General features: G+C 33.6%; 18 protein-coding genes. 11 read left to right on the top strand and 7 right to left on the bottom strand.

Annotated features, from left to right (window positions below; all coding sequences use genetic code 11):
* Window positions 1–320: 320 nt before the first annotated feature.
* The 3 genes from Q0845_RS27165 (at window position 321) to Q0845_RS27155 (ending at window position 3740) form a co-directional block, all read left to right on the top strand.
* Entirely contained in the window at window positions 321–1076 is a 756-nt protein-coding gene (locus tag Q0845_RS27165; protein ID WP_298521015.1) for a LytTR family DNA-binding domain-containing protein, read from the top strand.
* A gap of 418 nt (window positions 1077–1494) precedes the next feature.
* Window positions 1495–3000, top strand: coding sequence for a sensor histidine kinase (locus tag Q0845_RS27160; RefSeq protein WP_298521013.1), 1506 nt, complete (start codon window positions 1495–1497; stop codon window positions 2998–3000).
* Window positions 2997–3740 (top strand): LytTR family DNA-binding domain-containing protein, encoded by a 744-nt coding sequence (locus Q0845_RS27155; RefSeq protein WP_298521011.1) that lies wholly within the window; start codon window positions 2997–2999, stop codon window positions 3738–3740. The genes Q0845_RS27160 and Q0845_RS27155 overlap by 4 nt, the downstream gene beginning before the upstream one ends.
* 119 nt (window positions 3741–3859) lie before the next feature.
* On the opposite strand, the gene Q0845_RS27150 is transcribed toward Q0845_RS27155, so the two are convergent.
* On the bottom strand, window positions 3860–4516 hold the full coding sequence (locus Q0845_RS27150) for a hypothetical protein (protein WP_298521009.1): 657 nt from the start codon (window positions 4514–4516) through the stop codon (window positions 3860–3862).
* 169 nt (window positions 4517–4685) lie between these two features.
* A complete protein-coding gene (locus tag Q0845_RS27145; RefSeq protein ID WP_298521007.1) occupies window positions 4686–5345 on the bottom strand; it encodes an outer membrane beta-barrel protein in 660 nt (219 codons plus the stop codon).
* Between the two features lie 443 nt (window positions 5346–5788).
* Between Q0845_RS27145 and Q0845_RS27140 the strand changes: the two genes are divergently transcribed.
* The 4 genes from Q0845_RS27140 (at window position 5789) to Q0845_RS27125 (ending at window position 9822) form a co-directional block, all read left to right on the top strand.
* Window positions 5789–6076 (top strand): hypothetical protein, encoded by a 288-nt coding sequence (locus Q0845_RS27140; RefSeq protein WP_298521005.1) that lies wholly within the window; start codon window positions 5789–5791, stop codon window positions 6074–6076.
* A gap of 203 nt (window positions 6077–6279) precedes the next feature.
* Window positions 6280–6996 carry an ATP-binding cassette domain-containing protein gene (locus Q0845_RS27135; protein WP_298521003.1) on the top strand — a complete coding sequence of 239 codons (717 nt, stop codon included), beginning with the start codon at window positions 6280–6282 and terminating at the stop codon, window positions 6994–6996.
* Window positions 6993–8399, top strand: coding sequence for a DUF3526 domain-containing protein (locus tag Q0845_RS27130; protein WP_298521001.1), 1407 nt, complete (start codon window positions 6993–6995; stop codon window positions 8397–8399). Before Q0845_RS27135 ends, Q0845_RS27130 begins: the two co-directional genes overlap by 4 nt.
* A gap of 1 nt (window position 8400) precedes the next feature.
* Window positions 8401–9822: a DUF3526 domain-containing protein gene (locus Q0845_RS27125; RefSeq protein ID WP_298520999.1), complete on the top strand. Its 1422-nt coding sequence runs from the start codon at window positions 8401–8403 to the stop codon at window positions 9820–9822.
* A gap of 83 nt (window positions 9823–9905) precedes the next feature.
* Here Q0845_RS27125 and Q0845_RS27120 read toward each other — a convergent pair whose 3' ends face one another.
* A complete protein-coding gene (locus tag Q0845_RS27120; RefSeq protein WP_298520997.1) occupies window positions 9906–10286 on the bottom strand; it encodes a Fur family transcriptional regulator in 381 nt (126 codons plus the stop codon).
* 73 nt (window positions 10287–10359) lie between these two features.
* On the opposite strand from Q0845_RS27120, the gene Q0845_RS27115 reads away from it, so the two are divergent.
* The 4 genes from Q0845_RS27115 to Q0845_RS27100 all read left to right on the top strand — a co-directional run bounded on the left by Q0845_RS27115 (window position 10360) and on the right by Q0845_RS27100 (window position 12621).
* A complete protein-coding gene (locus Q0845_RS27115; protein ID WP_298520995.1) occupies window positions 10360–10773 on the top strand; it encodes a MerC domain-containing protein in 414 nt (137 codons plus the stop codon).
* A gap of 78 nt (window positions 10774–10851) precedes the next feature.
* Entirely contained in the window at window positions 10852–11079 is a 228-nt protein-coding gene (locus Q0845_RS27110; protein WP_298520993.1) for a hypothetical protein, read from the top strand.
* A gap of 123 nt (window positions 11080–11202) precedes the next feature.
* Window positions 11203–12087: a hypothetical protein gene (locus Q0845_RS27105; RefSeq protein WP_298520991.1), complete on the top strand. Its 885-nt coding sequence runs from the start codon at window positions 11203–11205 to the stop codon at window positions 12085–12087.
* Window positions 12088–12291: 204 nt separating this feature from the next.
* Window positions 12292–12621: a hypothetical protein gene (locus Q0845_RS27100; protein WP_298520989.1), complete on the top strand. Its 330-nt coding sequence runs from the start codon at window positions 12292–12294 to the stop codon at window positions 12619–12621.
* Between the two features lie 56 nt (window positions 12622–12677).
* Here the strand turns inward: Q0845_RS27100 and Q0845_RS27095 are convergent, their stop codons facing one another.
* The 4 genes from Q0845_RS27095 to Q0845_RS27080 form a co-directional block, all read right to left on the bottom strand.
* A complete protein-coding gene (locus Q0845_RS27095) occupies window positions 12678–13874 on the bottom strand; it encodes an LETM1-related biofilm-associated protein (RefSeq protein ID WP_298520987.1) in 1197 nt (398 codons plus the stop codon).
* A 75-nt stretch (window positions 13875–13949) separates the two neighbouring features.
* Complete coding sequence (locus Q0845_RS27090; RefSeq protein ID WP_298520985.1) at window positions 13950–14471, bottom strand: superoxide dismutase family protein; 522 nt, start codon at window positions 14469–14471, stop codon at window positions 13950–13952.
* A gap of 82 nt (window positions 14472–14553) precedes the next feature.
* Complete coding sequence (locus Q0845_RS27085) at window positions 14554–16470, bottom strand: alpha/beta fold hydrolase (protein ID WP_298520983.1); 1917 nt, start codon at window positions 16468–16470, stop codon at window positions 14554–14556.
* A 3-nt stretch (window positions 16471–16473) separates the two neighbouring features.
* Complete coding sequence (locus Q0845_RS27080; RefSeq protein WP_298520981.1) at window positions 16474–19674, bottom strand: hypothetical protein; 3201 nt, start codon at window positions 19672–19674, stop codon at window positions 16474–16476.
* Window positions 19675–20057 lie beyond the last annotated feature (383 nt).

Here is a 20057-nt window from a genome sequence, read left to right as displayed (position 1 = left end):
CAAATTAGTATCGAGAAGTACTTAGAAACTATAAATGTAAAATGCTAAATTATAAATGTAAAAGTTATATTTCAATATGTCATTACGAGGAGTTGCGATGAAGTAATCTGCTTGTATAATACCAAACGTCACTTCGAGTGAATTTGTGAAACAAATTAGTATCGAGAAGTACTTAGAAACTATAAATGTAAAATTCTAAATGTAAAAGTTATATTTCAATATGTCATTACAAGGAGTTACGATAAAATAATTTACTCGTGAGAAACAGATTGTCAAAAAAACAAATCAACAAAAAAACAAATCAACAATAAAAACAACCAATGAAAGTAATCATCATCGAAGACGAAAAGCCATCAGCAAGAAGACTCAATCGTATGTTAGAAGCAGAAGATATGAACGTAGAAGTCATGTTGCACTCTGTAGCCGAATCTGTTGAATGGTTTCAAAATAATGAACATCCAGATTTGATATTTTTAGACATTCAATTGTCAGACGGATTGTCCTTTGAGATTTTTGAAGTGATTGATATTACTTCTGCGATCATTTTCACGACTGCTTATGACGAATATGCCTTGCAAGCTTTTAAATTGAATAGTATTGATTACTTACTCAAACCGATTGATGAAGACGAATTGGTTACTGCTGTAGAAAAATACAAATCACGTGCGCCAAAAGCACAAAATGTACAATTGAACTTTGATGATATCAAAAAACTATTGGTAAATCCGATAGAACGCACATACAAAAAACGCTATACCGTAAAAGTGGGACAACACTTAAAAATGATTCCAATTGACGAAATAGAATGTTTTTACAGTGAAAACAAAGGAACCTATGCGCATACGGTTGAAGGCAGAAATTATCTCTTAGAAACTTCGTTAGAAAATTTAGAAGACGAACTATCGCCAGAAATATTTTATCGTGTGAGTAGAAAGTTTTACATCAATATCAATGCTATCAAAGACATTGTAAGTTACACCAACTCTCGCTTACAAATAAAACTACACAACTTCCATGAACAAGAAATCATAGTAAGTCGCGAACGTGTAAAAGACTTTAAAAATTGGCTGAATTAGCTTAGAAATTATAAATGTAAAATGCTAAATTTTAAATGTAAAAGTTGTGTTTCGATACGTCATTACGCGGAGTTGCGACGAAGTAATCTGTTTATGCAACACCAAACGTCACTTCGAGTGAATTTGTGAAACAAATTAGTATCGAGAAGTACTTAGAAACTATAAATGTAAAAGTATTTTCGAACAAACGAATAAACGAACAAACAAATCAACAAATAACCAAAATACATCCAAGAGCGAAGCGATCTAAAAGCAAAGCGTTCTAACAGCGGAGCGATACCAAAAGCACGAATGTGCGCTCTAAAAGCGAAGCGCGTCTAAAAAAACAACTCACTCACACCAAACAACAACTCACTATCATTTTTTTTAGCAGAAAAATTGTTTTATTGACTTTTATACTTGAAATTTAAAAACAAGTATGATGACAACAAAACGAACACTTATATTACTAGGAAGAACGCTACTTTCTACATTCTTAATAATACTATTTCTCTTTAGCTTTGAACTTATAGAATCCTTTAATCATACAAATTATGATTATACAAGGTTTTTTCAAAAGTTAGGAAAAGTAACAATTGCATTCTTTTTACTATTTTCAGCTTTCTTCGCTACGAATGAATGGTTGCGTATAAAAAACAAAACACAGAAACCTTTTCCATATTTTCTATATGCCATCGGAACCCCAGTTTTACTCTCTGTAGTAATGTGTGGTGTTAGACATTACACTAGTTTTTTAGGAAGAGATGATATTCACTTACTATATATTGAAACAATAGCGTATGTTATTATTATTATGTTTCTTCTAGCTGCGATTCACTATTTAAAATATAATTTTAAAACTAAAAATAGTACTTCCAAGAAAATAGCATGGAAAACTAAAAGCATGTACAAAAAGGTAGCTATATATGCATTAGTACTTACGTTTCTCTATATGATTTACACTGTTATATTCTATATTTATCATGGAGGCGTTGGACTTAATTATCTAAATTTAGAGTTCCTGTTTTTTATGGGGAAAGAGTATGTATTCAATTTTTGTATTGCGTTTTTATGCTGGCATCTCGTTGTATTATTTTATAGCTATTTAGAAACAAAAGTTTCAATTTTAGGTTCACTAATTATAACGACATTAGGAATTTTTGTAATCATGGAGCTTTTAATAAACATGTATTTTTTCCTCAAACTATTAATGTATACAGATTATGATATCGTCATAAAGAATTTTAATTTTATATATTTAATTACGGGAGTTGGAGATAGGAGTGTATTTGTGATTATTTGTACGTTGTGTTATCAGTTTTTATACTTTAATGAAACGCGTTCAACTGAGCAAAAAGCATTGAAAGCTGCCATAGGGAAACAAACGGAAAAGTATGAAAGTCTCCGCCGTCAGTTAAGTCCACATTTTTTGTTTAATAATATCAATGTATTGACTGCTTTGATTGAAGAAAATCCGCAGAAAGCTGTTCGTTTCTCAGAATCTTTAGGCAATATTTACCGACATTTTTTGCGTCAAGAAGATGAAGATATTGTATCGTTGCAAAGTGCATTATTATTCTCTAAAGACTATTTAGAATTGCTAAAGTATCGCTATGAAGAAGCATTTCAATATGTATTGCCAAAAACAGTTGCTTCACATCAATATATCATTCCATTAGCATTACAACAAGTGATAGAAAACACCATCAAACACAATGAAGTTTCCGCAGAAAAACCATTGCAAATTACAATAGAAATACAAGACGATTATATTAGCATTCAAAATACAAAACAACTCAAAGCCACCATTGAAAATACAAAAGGAACCGGGATTGAAAATATTCAAAAACGCTATGCTTTTTTAACCGAAAAAGAAGTTGTCATTCAAGATGAAGCTGCTAGTTTTACAATCAAATTGCCACTATTAAATATGGAAAACGCATGAAAGCATTAATCATAGAAGACGAAATTCCATCGAGTAGGAGATTGGCGCGAAAACTCATGGAACAACAGGTTGAGGTGGTTGCAGAACTTTCTTCCGTAAAAAGTGCCATTTCATGGTTGCGAAACAATGAACATCCAACCGTATTTTTTGTAGATATCAAATTAGGTGACGGATTGATCTTTGAGATTTTTAAAGCTGTTAAAACTTCTAGTTATATTGTATTTACAACAGCCTATGATATGTATGCTTTGCAAGCGTTCGATTATAAAAGTATTGCGTATTTATTGAAACCTATTTCGACAGAAAAATTACAAGAAGCGATCGCCAAAGTAAAAAACTTTCATCCAATTCCGAATCAAGTGGAAGAAGTCCAAAACTTTATTCAGTATTCAAAAGAAACAGCATATAAAGAAAGTTTTGTCGTAAAAGTTGGTCGTAAAATTAAAATCATCAAACTCGCAGAAATCGTGTGTTTTTATAGTGAACACAATACAACGTTTATTCACACAAAAAACAATCAATCTTTTCCTGTTGATTATTCGCTATCACATTTAGAAACTGTTTTGCCAACAACAACATTCAATCGAGTCAATCGGAAGTTTATTGTACACAAAAGTTGTATCCAAGACATTGTAAGTTATACGAATTCACGCTTGCAAATAAAACTAAACAACTTTAAAGAACAAGAAATTATAGTAAGCCGTGAACGAGTGAAAGACTTTAAAAATTGGCTGAATTGACTTTGAAATGATAAATGTTGAATGCTGAATTTTAATGTAAGATTCAAAACGAAAACAATTACCTAAACCTAAGAGCGCTCACACTGAGCGGAGTCGAAGTGTAGCGCTCTTTTATACGTTTAAAAATTAAATGTAAAAACCAATCCTAGCGTATTAATTCTAGAAATTCTATGTGGATCTGCAAAAATATTTTTATTGGTGTCAATACTTAATCGGTTAAAATCTCCTTGAGAACTAAACATCATACCTAGACTCATTTTTGAACTGATGTGATACGACATTCCAACACCAAATTGTAACCCAATGCTCCAACCACTGTAAATATCATCTACATGCCCGCCATTAAAAAAGATAAATTCATCTCTGTAAATAACCTGCCCATAAGGACCAACATTAGCAAGCAAACGTACTTTAGGTGCTACCTTATAATTCACACTAAATAGTAACGGAATTTTAAAGTTTGCACGTTCATGATAAAAAGGTCCATGCGTATAATAAAAACCATTTCCTGTCATTTCAACGATTCCAATTCCTGTTGAAATTCCGTAATGTTTTCCAATCCGATATTGTACTAAGAATTCGCCAATATTTGCATCTAAATTATAATTTGGCTGCCATCTGCTATCTACAACTGCATATCCAATACCGCCGTATGCCATAAAACTAAATCTAGAGCTTGATTGATGGTTTTCATCAGTAGTATGATCATTTTGTGCGTGTAGCGTTGTAAAAGAAAAAATAAGGGTTAAAAGTGTAATTAAACTAAGTCTTTTCATCTGATATATTTTGTAATTGATGTCCCTAAACTAGATGCAAAAGTTGGAATTCAAAAGAATGCCTGCCCGTAATTGAACAATATAGGGCAGGCAATTTTTAAGAAAATCGTTGTTGTATTTCTATGTTGAATTCTTGACTAGAGAAGACTTTTTCAAACACAAAACATAGCTATAAATTGAATGTAAATAACAAACCAGCTGTGTTAATACTTTTTATTTTTTGATTGTTGTTGACATTCACATCAGATGCAGTATCAAATCGGCTAAAATCTCCTTGTGTATTAAACATCAAACCGAGACTAAATTTGTTATTGAAATCATACGACATTCCAATGCCAGATTGTAATCCAAAATTCCAACCTTCATAAATGTCTCCAATAGTAGCATTGCCTGCAAAAGTAAAATCGTCTTTAAGAATAGTTTGTGCATAAACACCAATATTGGCAACCAAGCGTACTTTTGGAGCAATATTATAATTAGCACTCAATAACAACGGAATTTTAAGTGTTCCACGTTCGTGATAAAAGTTTTGCCCAGCATTATCAAATCCAGTTCCAGAAAGTTGGTTAAAACCAAGTCCAGTGGCAATTCCATAGCGTTTGCCAATGCGATAATTTAATAGAATGTCAAAAGTACTGGCATCTAAGTTATAATTTGGCTGATTGTCATTATCAACAACAGCATACCCAACACCACCATAACCAATGATGCTAAATCTAGAATCTGAAAGCTGATAATCAGTGTACGTTTTGTCTTTTTGATCTTGAGCGGTCAAAAAATGAAAAGAAAAAAGGAATGTAAATAGTAACGTAATTTTCAATAATTTCATAAGTTAAAGTTTTAATTTTCAATAGAAAACTACTTAGAAAATCTAAAACTTTATAAAAATGATACTCGAGATTTATAAATTTTAACGAAAGATTCACGAATCGTTTCTTTTTTTATTTAAACTTTAACAAAACCTTTTAGGTTCCAGGTGAAAATGACTGAAATTTAAATATGTAATGAAAAGATAGTTTCTTCATGACACTCAATATTTATAGTTGAAAAACTGTTTGTTTAAATTACTAAAACATATAGTTCATTCACTTGTTTTCTTTTTAATTGATAATTAGTCACTTTTGAGTTTTTGTTAATCCAGAATAATCCAAAAAGGCTTTGCAGACAATTCCCATCTCTTATTTTCTTCGCTGATTCTTTTAAATATTAACTTATTTTACGAATATTTTTACTTAGTTTTGAGTTGTGATTCAAAAATCGAACATACTCAAAATGCGCAGTTTACTACTGCTAGCTATCTTTGTATTATTAAAGATGGGCGTTGCGCATTCCATGTCTCATGCGTTTTCTCATGATGATGTTGCAGAATGTGAGGATTGTTTTTTGATTTTAGATTCCAACGAAAAAAACCTTTTTGATTCTCATACAGATACTTTTGAAGAAACAACTCTTTTAGTTGAAACACTTCATAAGCCAATCATATTACTGTATAAGAATCCTGTAGTTACAGAGTTTTATACTACTCAATTCTTCAATAGACCACCACCAGCTTTGGTCTAACATAAAATACACTTTTTACAAACGTACATGGAAATGTTATGGAATGATTCATTGCAAATGAATTATAATAATGCATTGCATATAATTAGTATTCAATAGTATTCACGAATTTCATTTTCTTCTGTACATAATCATCAATCATACTATGCTGATTTGTGTTGTATTACAGCACAATTAGAGCGTAATCAATCAATACTAAATTTATGATACGTATTAATAACCTCACCAAAACTTATGGTGATTTCACTGCTTTAGATTCACTTTGTTTAACGGTAAAAGAAGGAGAAATTTATTGCCTTTTGGGTGCGAATGGAGCAGGGAAAACAACCACAATCAATCTACTATTAGGGTTTATCAAACCTACGCTTGGTAGCGCATACATCAATGATATCAATGTGGTAGAGAAACCAAAATTGACCAAAAATCACCTTGCTTATATTCCTGAAAACTTAATGTTATATCCTAGCTTAAGTGCTATAGAAAACCTTGATTATTTTTCGGGAATTGCCAATAAAAAGTTCAAAAAATCAGAACTAGAAGCCTTTTTAGTCGAAGCAGGATTGCAAACTTCAGCATTTCATAAATCGGTCGCTAAATATTCAAAAGGTATGCGCCAAAAAGTAGGAATCGCAATAGCACTCGCCAAAGATGCCAAAGTATTGCTTTTGGACGAACCTACTTCTGGATTAGATCCGAAAGCAAGTAATGAATTTGGACAATTACTTCAAAAACTACGACAAAAAGGAGTGGCAACATTGATGGCAACACACGATTTATTTCGCGCGAAAGAAGTCGCAACAACTATCGGAATTATGAAAGATGGACAATTAAAACAACAATGGTCAGTGGATACACTTTCCTTAAAAGAGTTGGAAGATAGTTATTTGGAAACCATGTCTTATAATTCGTTGCAATCATGATCGTACATACGTTTAGAAAAGAAATTAAAGAATTGTGGCGCGACGGTCGTGTCAGAATCGCTTTTATCATCGTATTGTTTCTCACCGCAATCGCAGTGTTTATAAGTACCAATCATTATAAAAATGTGAACGAACAATATGTGGAAGCAAGTGCTAATGAACGTGAAGTTTGGGACAATCAAGGAGAGAAAAATCCACACTCCGCAGCACATTACGGAACCTATGCTTTTAAGCCAAAATATCCGTTATCATTAATTGATCAAGGAGTAGATAAATATACCGGAACTTCTATTTTCTTAGAAGCACACAATCGCAATGAAGCACAATTCATCGCAGCTTCCGATCAGACAGGATTGGCGCGTTTTGGAGATTTGACACCAGATTTTATTTTGTTGTTTATCATTCCTTTACTGTTGATTTTAATCGCATACAATAGCATTACCAAAGAAAAAGAGAATGGAACACTCACACTTTTAAACAGTCAAGGCGCCGTAGGTTGGAAGATTGTTTTTGGAAAATGGATGGCCATCTTTTTTCCTGTATGCATATTATTAAGTGCTCTATTCTTAATTACAGGTTTGTTATTGTCTAATTTGCCAGATTTTGGTGTGTTTAGTTGGGCATCATTATTCACATTGCTTGTAACATATCTGATCTACTATGCTATTTTTATCAATTTGATATTGATTATTTCAGCTTCTGTAAGTAAATCTGGAATAGCTTTGGTGCTTTCTTTAAGTGTTTGGATTTTAGTGTGTTTGGTTTTACCCAAAGCAGCCAGCAATTTGGCAGAGTACAAATATCCATATCCAACAAGGCAAGAGTTTAGTGAAAATATTGCGCAGGATAAAAAACAAGGCTTAGACGGTCATAATCCGTGGAGTAAAGCAGCAAAAGAATTAGAAGAACAAACGCTCAAAAAATATGGAGTAGATAGTTTGAGTCAGTTGCCATTTAATTATGATGGTTATCGAATGCAAAAAGGAGAAGAGCACGAAGCGGAAATCTATTTTAAGCATTATAATTACTTAAAGACACAATATTCCAATCAAAATGGAATCTATCAAAAATTAGCTGCAATTTCTCCCTACTTGCCAGTACGATTTTTAAGTATGGCGATTGCAAAGACTGATTATAATACACATTGGGATTTTTCAGATGCCGCTGAAAACTATCGAATTGAAACTCAAAAATTCCTGAATGATCATTTTGCAGAAGCATCTACATATGGAGAATGGGGTTTTAAAGCAGATGCAGATTTTTGGAAACAATTACCAAAATTCAATTATGAACCGCCATCGTTATCAAAAATTATACAAACCAATACTTCAAGCATTATTATCATGCTGGTTTGGTTGGTAGGTTCTTTCACATTATTGTTTTTCACTACTAAATCACTGTAAAATGTTACGATATAATTTTAAATATGAATGGCTTTTATTGATTCGTAATCGATGGATTCAGTTACTAAGTATATTGTTGCTTCTGTTATTTGGATTTGCAGTATACAATGGCATTCAAAAAGTAGAAGCGCGCCAAAACAGTATTGAAGCTGCCGTAACAGAACTTAAAACACAAGAAACAGCAACGTTAAGCGTGTTAGATTCTTTAGAAAATGGACACAAAGTCAGCGTGTCTAGATGGCGATTGCCTTCACGACCTGTAGTGATTGGTAATTCTTTAGCCAGAGTAGTTAACATGCCAGCAAAATCTACTGCCTTTATAGCTACAGGACAATCAGATTTATTCACGCATTATGTAAAACCAACAGTTACAGGTGACGATTTATCGATGAGTTATACAGAAATGACAAGTCCAGTACAACTACTGTTCGGGAGTTTCGATTTGGCATTTGTCATCATTTATCTGTTGCCATTATTAATCATTGCTTTCTCGTTTAATGTTTTAGCTGCTGAGCGTGAAAGTGGAACGTTGAAATTGTTGGCTTCTCAACCAATTCGAATCAGAACCTGGGTTTTACAAAAATTAGGATTGCGCTTTTTTTGGTTGATTTTATGCATCAGTGTTACACTTCTGCTAGTCTTTGTCATATTTTCCTTTGATTTCACAGCAAATTGGACATCACTTTTAGTATTAATAGGATACATTATTGTATACGCGCTATTTTGGTTTGTATTGGCGTTTGCAACCAATATTTGGATTCGCAGCTCTGCTAAAAACGCCATTGCACTAATTGGTTTTTGGGTATTATTTGTATTGTTATCACCATCCATATTGAATCAATTGAGTAATTCTTTGTATCCGATGCCTTCCAGAACTTTAATGCTCAATCAGATGCGAACGCTCAAAGCAGAAGCGACAAAGAAACAGGATAAAATTTTAGATAGTTATTTAAGAGATCATCCTGAATATGCCATTAATGATAGTACACAAACCAGAAACTTTTATCATAAATACATGGCAACACAAAATTTGGTGAAAGAAGAATTGCGCCCTGTGGTAGAAAAATTTGAAACACAATTAGAGAATCAGCATCAATGGGCACATACCTTTAGTTGGTTGTCTCCTGCATTGACGGTTCAAAATGCATTGAATGATTTGGCAGGAACTTCTGAAAAAGATTACCAAGAATTCAGATCTCAAAGTTTAGAGTTTGCTCAACAATGGAGAGACTTCTTCCTTCCGTTTATGTTTAACAATCAAAAATTTGCGAAAAGCGATTATAAAAATCTTCCTGCATTTGCATACACTTATAAAGAGGATGCCACTCATTTAAGAATTTTAGGATTGCTAGGAATAAGCTTTATGATTATGCTATTGGTTTTCTTATTAAAACCCATGAAACAAAAAATAAGTATCGTTTGATTAGCCATTATTCGATCAGTATCCATTGTGCTTCCTATGCTGGAAGTGCAATGGTTTACATTATAGCTTTGAATAAAGAATATTTACAAACATTCTTCACATCTACCAATCAATAATATTTGAGAAAAATTGATCGTTCTATTTGGAATCCTAGGAATGGTCATTTCTACAGACAAACAATCTACTTTTCCACAATCTTGACATTGAAAATGCGGATGAATATCTACATGATGAGAAGAAGAACAACCATCGGTACAAGTAGCATACCATTTGAGTCCATCTTTATCCACAAACGAATGGACAATACCATCACTTTCTAAGCGCTCAAGAATTCTGTAAATAGTAGTTTTATTCATCTTTTCCTTTAAAAGCTCAATAAGTTGTACTGCAGAAATCGCTTCTTTATTCTCAGTAAAAATGTCAAGTAAGGTCTGAACTGATTTTGTTTTTCGTATAACTCCCATGTTTCAAAATTAAGGAACTAAGTTGCTTTAACAAAAATAATATTTATATTTGCAACTAAGTTGCATTAATAATATGGTTTTATACAAGAAAAAGTCTGATACAATAGGAATTTATGCTAGTAGTCTTTGTTTGGTTCACTGCTTAGCAACGCCATTACTGTTTATTGCACAATCACAAATGATTTGTTGCGAAGGAACTTCAGTGCCACTTTGGTGGAAAGCCTTAGATCTATTTTTTTTGGTGATTTCTTTCGTTGCAATTTATTGGTCAGTAATATCTACCAGTAAAGAATGGATGAAGTATGCATTATGGACTACTTGGTTTGTTTTAAGTTTTATTTTGATAAACGAACGCATGCAATGGCTTTCTATACCTGAGTATGCTATTTATTTTCCGTCTTTAAGTTTGGTGTTTCTTCATTTTTATAATAGAAAGTTTTGCCATTGCAAGGAAGATCGTTGTTGTGTTAATAGTAAAGTTCAATAGTTTTAATCTTTTACACAAATGATTCATTGTTCCATAAGTTCACTTAGTAAAACCCAAATTCCACCAAAATATAAATTCTTGGAGGAGAACATTTATAAGGATTTAAATGATAAAGCAGGATTTTCTACGTACCGCATCGGAATTACGATTCATAAAAAACATTCGCTAAAAGAACTAAATACATTGGTAGAACCTTATTTTTTATATGTAGAAAAAGAACTTGCTCTAAAAGACTATACTAAACAATATTTTATCCTTGGCGGCGAATTAGAAGATATACAAAAGTTTAAGTCTATGTTCAAATAGATTTTGATGCGATTACTGTTTTCAGAAAAGTAACTTCAATCTAAAAAATAAAAAAATAGTATATACTTTGATATTAACTAGGATTCTGTTAGTTTTAGGAAAACCGTATACATATACATTAACATGAAATATTTTTTTACCATCGTATTTTTCACGTTGTCCTTGACTTTAGTGGGACAAGAAAACAATCCTGATTTTAAAAATCTTGTGCAACTTGGCGAGATTTATTCTAATAACGTGAATGCCACAGGAGAAGATTTTAAAAAATCTGTTGAAGCATTGCGAACGCCAGGATTGAACCATATTATTGATGCTTTGATTGCTGTTGGAGCAGCAGATGAAAAGTTATTGACAAAAGAATTTCTTTCCAAACCATCTGCCCAAGAGCTAAAGTATTGGTACGTAATACGTGAAATTCATTATAATAATCAACCTGAAACTACAGAAGTAAAATCCAGTGAACAAGTCGCAAAGGAAACGCTAGCAAAAGAAATAGATAGTAGAGCATTGGTAGACAATTATTATTATCGAATTCAAAGTGGAATTGCAAAGATTTTTAATGAGAAAGATTTAAGTACGTACAACTTTAATCTTGACGAGTATGGCTTGGAAAATGATACAGAAAAAGCAATGTTATATTTCTCCATTTCTAATGCATTGACACAACGATTTAGAGTGTTGAATATGGTTGAAAATTATGATAAGTTACTTGAATTTGCGAGTAAATTACCAACTTTTAATGAAAAACCATATTACGAATATACCGCATTTGACTTCGAAGATTTTGAATGGACAGGTTATGATAAAAAAGAATCATACAAAAAAGCACATTTAAAGGAACTTTACGGAGCTTTGTACGGACATTTTGTAGCATTTGCTAAAAAAGAAAAAGGAGAGGAATTGCGAAATTTATATTTCAACTCTATCTTTTCTACTCCAGACTATTTTAAATACGCAGCAGAACTTGAAGAAAGTTTACAGCAATTGTACAGTCAATCTAAAAAATAACAAACGTTCCAAAACGCTAAGAAGCTTCTTTTTCGAATTACTAGAAGATATAGTGCATTCACTTAACAAATATATCTAGTCACTCATTTATTTTTCTTTTTGACTAATAATCAGCCACTTTTGAATTGAAAATTTCAAAACAATACAAAAGGCGCATGCTGAAAAGCCAAAATAGAGTAGGTATTTAATCTAAAAAAATTAATTATGAGTTTAGTAGGAACATACGAAAACCAAGATTCAGGAGCCGTATTACAGATCACAGAAGCAAATAGCAGCAACGGACAAGGAAAAGGTTTTTTTACAATTGGAGATGTAAATGTAGCAGTTTCAATTCATTATCATTTTGTTGCGAGTGGTTTTAAAGGAGCAACATTGGTGTTAAATGGATTCCAAGACGATCCAAACCATTATGTTGGTAGTGCAGGAGCTACAGACAGCACAACTGGAGAAAACGGAATTCGATTGTCAGGCGGATTGGCCGTTGAAAATATTGTAATTCCATTTTCAGGACTCTTTGCAAAAAAACAAGAATAAGTATTCACAAAAGTTAAAAGCATCCTTTTTATATAAAAGGATGCTTTTGTAGTATACTATTCTTCTTCTTCTTCTTCTTCTTTCAAACGATTATCGTCAAAGCCAGAAGGTAATATGTTTGGAATGTATTTAATTACGATTGGCAATAATAACATTCCGCCAGGCAGCATAAAAATTGCCAAACTCGGAATGCTTTTAAAAATGTCTAATAATTGATCTTTGACACGTTTCTGCTCTTCATCCGAAAGTGATCGGGTTGTAGATTGTGTCAATAAAATCATCAATTCTTTACTTTCATACATCTCTGTAGCCAGTCGCTTTTTGTTTCGATTGATGAGCTTTTTAACCATGTTGCTAGAGTTCTCATAAAAACTCTGAATCATATTGCGCGATTTTAATAAGGCAACCTCATCTTTATGTTCTTCATAAAACTGGGCAATATCTGCGGCAGCTTTCATTAAAACATCGTTGGTTACTTGCAAGTCTTTCCCCAAACGATCTAGAAAAGCATGTTCTTCATCATCAATGATTTTATCTGTCCAAAAGGTCATGCAAACCAAATCGATGATATAATATCTCGTTAACGGATTGGTTACTTTTTTGATAACATCATCATATTGTAATCGCTCACGATGATCGTAACGAAAAGAAGATTCAAAAAGTTTGATTAGACTCTTATCATATTTAGTTTTTTCTGTCTTTAAATCTAAGGCAGCAAAAATGATGGTTTCTATCGTAGCTTCTAAATCACGTAAGTATTGATCTGTAACTTCGCCAGTTTGTAAATATTTTTCATACGCTAATACATCAACAAATAATAAGGTGTTGGTAATTAGGTAATTGAAGTTTTTGGTGATAAGATTGTCATCAATGGCAATTCGCTTATTAATCATGCTTTCCAGCAGATCATACGATTTCTTTTTACCAAGGAATAATTCCTGAAAGAACGAACTTTTAAAATCATCTACGATATTATAAAAATCGGTAACACTATCTACAAATTTACGTTCCGAAGTATAGCATTTGTGAATGTAATGAAACGATAGAATCATATTCACTTTACACAATTCTTCGTGGGTAAGATCGGTAGTTGTTACACTGTTAAATATGGCTTTTAAGTTTGTTCCATAAATAAAACCAGAAGCTTTGAGTTCGTTATACAAAGCGTCAAGCGAACAGCTAACAGGCGTATTATCGCTAGCTTGATATTCGGCTAATAATTTTTTGATCCAGCCTTTGGCAGATGGGTTCATGATGTATTCAAGTTCTATACAAAATAAAGCTACTTTGAAGGAAGTAGCTTTATCAATATATTATTTTTTTATTTCTTATTTGATAATTCCACCACAGCTTACACGTGCACCAGCATTACCAGATGGTTGCGATTTTCCATCGTCAACACCTGCGTGAACTATGATCGATTTTCCAATGATGTTTTTCGTTTCATCATCACATCCTAGACACCATTGATCTGTAGAAAATTCAACAGTAGCTGATCCGTTTTCTTCAGTTTCAAAGTTTCCAATATCACCTCTGTGGTATCCAGTTTTTGCGTTCCATCTTCCGTGTGGCTCTGATGTTGGATTCCAGTGTCCACCAGCAGATTTTCCATCGGCAGAAGAACAATCCGCTTTTTCATGAATATGAATGGCATGCACTCCAGGAGTTAAACCGTCCATAATAGCAACCATTTTTACTTTTCCTTCTTCAGTTTCTGTAAAACTAACAGTTCCGGTAACTTTGCTATCATTTTTTGCTTGTAAATCGAATGTGACTTCTTTTCCTCCAGATGAACAGCTAGCCGCAATGAACAACAATCCTACGAGCATCATTAATATTCCTTTTCTCATTATTTTTGGTTTTGTGTTAGTATTCTAATTTCGCATAACAAGTTAAGTAGTAATTGAAACAAAAACAAACGAAATAATTTTCTTAATCTTTAAATTCTTCTTTCTTTTTAAGGTATTTATCTAAAAATGAGAGAATTTGACTGTTGGCTTGTATCTGATTTTCTTTTTTCACAAATCCGTGTCCTTCATCTTCAAACAATAGATATTCAACAGGAACACCATTTTTCTTAACACCAGCTACAATTTCGTCCGACTCTACTTGTAGCACTCTTGGGTCTTTTGCACCTTGTAGTACCATCAAAGGTTTTGTCACTTTATCAGTGTGAAATAATGGTGAAATTCTTTTAAGACGTACAGAATCTGCCGTATGCGGATTTCCTAATTCTTCATACAATGCATCTTTAAATGATTCCCACCAAGGTGGAATGTTTTTTAGCGTACGAATCCAGTTTGTAACTCCAAAAATATTCACACCAACTTTAAATTCTTCTGGCGTATATGTTAATGCAGCCATGGTCATATAACCACCATACGAACCGCCTATAATCCCAATTTTATCGCCGTCAATTTCTGGTTGAGAAGCCAGCCAATTTTTACCTTCTACACAATCTTGCAAATCGCCTTCACCATGATTTTGATCGTCCATTTTGTAAAACGTTTTTCCATAACCACTACTTCCGCGATTGTTTACAGCCAAAATAGCATATCCGTGATTCACTAAATACTGAATTAATGCACTGAATGATTGGCGAGATTGTCCACCAGGACCACCATGAACCCAAACCATTGCTGGAACTTTTTTATCTGCAGTAGCTTGTTTAGGTAAGTAATAAATAGCAGGAATTACAGTACCGTCAAACGATTTGTAACGAATCACTTTCGCGGTTACCATATCGTCTATGTTCACTTCTTTATTCAAAGCATTTGTGAGCTGAGTTAACTTTTTCGTTTTTAAATCGTAGGTATATAAATTTGACGGCGTATTTGAGCCACCAACATATAATCGCATGATGGTATCATCTCTTGAAAAAGAAACACTTGTAATGCTTTTGTCTTTAAAATCGGGTAAATCTACTTTTTTTCCAGAAGCAACTTCGGTTACTTCTATTGCATTTTTAGCATCTTCATTGGTATATGTTACACGATATGTTTCTTTATTTGTAGTATAACTTCCACTAACATCCCATGATTTCTCTAACACTTTTGTATGTGTTTCATCTGTGATGTTAAATTTCATCAAATAGGCAAATTCTGCATCAGCATCCGTTGTGTAAAATAATGAAGCATTGTCACTTGAAAATTCTTGCGGATTGTTTGCACTTACACTCTTATTGACTTTGGTTAATTTTTTAGTAGCGATGTCATACACAAATAAATCGTTGTCATTGGTATTGATCGTTTTCGATAATGTCAAATACTTTTTATCGTCCGAAATGTCTCCAATGCCATATCCAGCTTCGTTTTTGTAGATCAATTTTGAAGTAAATGTGGCTAAATCCATTTCATACAAATCCATATATCGATTATCGCGTTCGTTTGATTGATAGAAAAAGCCTTTTTCATCTTTTGTCCAACCAAAGAAAGAAGCTCTTGCGCCTTTTTTAGGCGTCAATTCTTGAGAAGTTCCATCGGTATTTTTTACAAATAAGTGGAAAATTTCATCTCCATTTCCATCCATAGTATACAAAATGCGCTCATCTTCTGGAAAGAAACTAACCGCGTATACCGATGAACTATCCGATTCTGTAATTGGAGTATAATCACCGCCATTGGCAGGAATCGTATACATATTGTTAATTCCTGAACGGTTACTGGTGACTAATAGTTTAGATTTGTCAGGAGAAAAACTCCCACCAGAAATACTTTCGTTATCCATAATTTGCTCAATCGTATATTCTTTCACCGATTGTGCAGTGTCCTTTTTGTCAGTTTTCTTTGAATCATTTTCACACGAAAAAAAGAAAATACTGAGTATGCATAATAGACTTAGTTTTTTCATCTGTTAGTTTTTTAATTGAAATGATGTTGTTTCCTTAAATGGCTTTATATCAATTTGCTCCATTTGAGTGCGATATGCATTCCATTCATCTGTAAAGAAAGCATTCGTTTTATTTAATGCATCTTTAAGTGCGTCTTCTGCATGCTTTAGTAAGGTGCGCTCCGTGCTTGTCAATCCACTTTGACGTGAACCTGAATACCAACCTGCAGCTCCAATACGTTGCATAACATTTACTTCTGGATTTCGTGTAATTCCTTGTCGTTTGTCTACTTTTCCTAAATACAAGGCAATCACTTCATCAATTCGTTTGATGATATTTTTAGATTCTTTGATAGCATCTTTGTGCTTTTTCTTATCTAATTTACTCAGTGTTTTTTGATACGTAGTGGCAGCATTTTTACTTTCTACCAATTGTTTTACGGCATCGGCAGCAGTTTGCGTCATGTTTTCAATTTTCTTTCCAGCGGCATATGTTTCATCAATATTTTTCTGAGAAACATTTAAACGCGGATCACTAGCTACTTTAATTGTAGTTTCAGAAGTTTGATCGCCATAAGTCATTTTTAACTGATACATTCCAGGTTTTACGCCCATTCCACCACGCTCACGTTTAGACTTACGAATGGTTCTTGAAGGTCTATCGACACCTTTTTCGTTCATTCCCCAGTACATTCTGTGAATTCCATTTTCTTTAGGTGCTTTATTTTTTAGGGTGCGAATCAATTTTCCGTTATTGAAAACTTCCAATTTGATAGAATCCCATTTTACTTTCTTTTCCTCTTTTGCCTCATCTTCCTTTTTCTTCTTGTCTTTCGGATCTTTTTTAGGCATTTCTTTCTTTTGAATGTAATAGGAGATCATAGCGCCGCCTCTTTTGTTTTCTCCGTGATACATAGCATCAGCTCCAAAACGACTTCCCGTAGGTTGTTGGTACGCTGCTTGATACGCTGTTGGCGGTTCAAACAAAGCAATATTTTTAGACAGAATGTTTTTGTCACCAGCAATAGCACGCAACGGACGAATATCGTCTAAAACCCATGCTGCTCTACCAAAAGTTCCAATCACTAAATCGTGTTCACGTGGTTGAATTACTAAGTCTTTGGTAGAAACTGTTGGAAAACCAGCCGTCCATTTTTGCCATTTGTTTCCAGCATCTAAAGAAATGTACAATCCATCATCTGTTCCTAAAAACAATAAGTTTCTATTTTCAGGATCTTCTACAATAGAAAGCGTATAACTTTTTACATCAGAAGCATCTACAATGCGTTCCCAAGTTTTACCATAATTGGTGGTTCTGTATGCATAAGGTTCGTAATTGAACCTGCGATAATCATTGGCAACTAATAGCGCTTCACCTTGTTTTTTGTTAGAAGCTTTAATTTGTACAATCCAGCTTCCTTGTGGCAATCCTTTAATGTTTTTGGTAACTTCTGTCCATTCTTGTCCACCATTTCGAGTAACGTGTACGCGTCCATCATCGGTTGCTGCCCATAACATGTTTCTTTCTAAAGAAGAAGGTTCAATCACTAAAACGGTACAGTGATTTTCTGCTCCAGTAGCGTCCATCGTGAGTCCGCCACTTTCTGCTTGTTTTAATTTTTCAGGATCATTCGTAGATAAATCTGGAGAAATTACTTCCCAAGTCAGTCCTTTATCCGTGCTTTTATGTACAAACTGACTTCCAAAATACAGTGTATTATTGTCAAAAGGATCAATATTAATGGCTGCATTCCAATTGAAACGTAGCTTTACATCTGCATCAGGATGCGTTGGTTTTACGGTATAATTATTTCCAGTCATCCAATCGTAACGCGATACAAAACCTTGTTGACTCATAGACCAACCGTAACGAGAATCGTCTTTATCTGGAACTACATCAAAACCATCACCAAACGAAATTTCTTGCCAATATGAGTTGCGAATTCCTTGTGCGCGCCAAACATACGCTGGTCCGCGCCAAGAACCATTGTCTTGCATTCCGCCATATACATTATAAGGATATTCATTATCGACATTGATATGATAAAATTGTGCTACAGGTAAATTTCCTATAAAGCGCCATGTTTGTCCACGATCTTTAGTGATGTTCATTCCTCCATCATTTCCGTCAATCATAAACTTTCCATTCTTTGGATGAATCCACCATGCATGATGATCAGGATGTACACCATTGCTTACACCATATGCTGGCATGAGTTGTTTGAAATTTTTTCCGCCATCTTCAGAAACATTTACATACGTGAAAATAGTATAAATTCTATTCTCGTTTTGTGGATCTACATATATTTCAGAATAGTAAAACGGACGATTTCCGATACCAGGTTTGTCACTTACTTTTGTCCACTTAAATCCACCATCTGTACTTTTATACAAAGCATTTTTCTTTGCTTCAATTAGTGCATATATAATGTTTGGACTGCTTGGTGCGATGGCAACTCCGATTCTTCCCAAATCACCTTTTGGCAATCCTTCTTTATCGGTTAATTTTTTCCATGTTTTTCCTCCATCGTGTGTAATGTGTAATCCAGAACCTTTTCCTCCAGATTTAAAAAACCACGGATCACGTTTGTGTTCCCACATAGCAGCAATCAATTTATTTGGATTAGTTGGATCCATTACCAAATCGGCTGCACCAGTTTTATTATTTGCGAATAGAATTTGTTTCCAAGTTTCACCGCCGTCAGTTGTTTTGTACACACCGCGTTCTGGATGTTCTCCCCAAGGCGAACCAATAGCAGCTACATATACAACATCTGGATTTGTAGGATCAATAATGACACGATGAATATGTCTTGTTTTCTCCAATCCCATGAGTTTCCAGTTTTTTCCGCCATCTAAGGACTTGTAGATTCCGTAACCACCATTCAAACTATTTCTAGGATTTCCTTCTCCTGTTCCCACCCAAATAACACTTGGATTTGATTGTTGAATGGCTACTGCACCGACAGAAGCCGTTACTTCTTTATCAAAAATAGGTTTCCATTTAATACCGCCAGAAGTAGATTTCCAGAGTCCACCAGAAGCTGTACCGACATACATTACATCTGGATTTTCGGTAACAACATCAATGGCCGTGACTCGACCGCTCATTCCGCCTGGTCCAATGTTACGCGGTTTCATATTTTTTACAGTTTCCATAGAAAATTCCTGAGCAGAAATATTCCAAACAGAAAAAGTGAGTACTAGTAGGATTAGTTTTTTCATTTTAGGTTGGTTTTGGTTTTTATTTAGTTTTTTGGTTGATGGTTTGTTATTGTTTATCTGTTATCTGTTATCTGTTATCTGTTGATTTGTTGATTTGTTGATTTGTTTGTTTGTTTGTTTGTTTGTTTGTTTTTGCGAGCGTTTTGAAAAAACGTGTGGCACTCTGGTTCTAACTAGCAGATTACTTCATCGAAATTCCTCTGAATGACATATTGAAATACAACTTTTACATTTATAATTTAGCATTTTACATTTAAAATTTCAAAGTACTTCTCGATACAATTTTTCTTCATTTCATTTTGAAAAACCACTCGAAGTGACGTTTGGTATTATATTAACAGATTACTTCGTCGCAACTCCTCGTAATGACGTATCGAAACACA

This window comes from uncultured Kordia sp. (genome assembly GCF_947489565.1).
In the GTDB taxonomy this organism is placed as follows: domain Bacteria; phylum Bacteroidota; class Bacteroidia; order Flavobacteriales; family Flavobacteriaceae; genus Kordia.
Note: the sequence above shows the minus strand (reverse complement) of the source record. Positions and strands in the feature narration are given on the sequence as shown.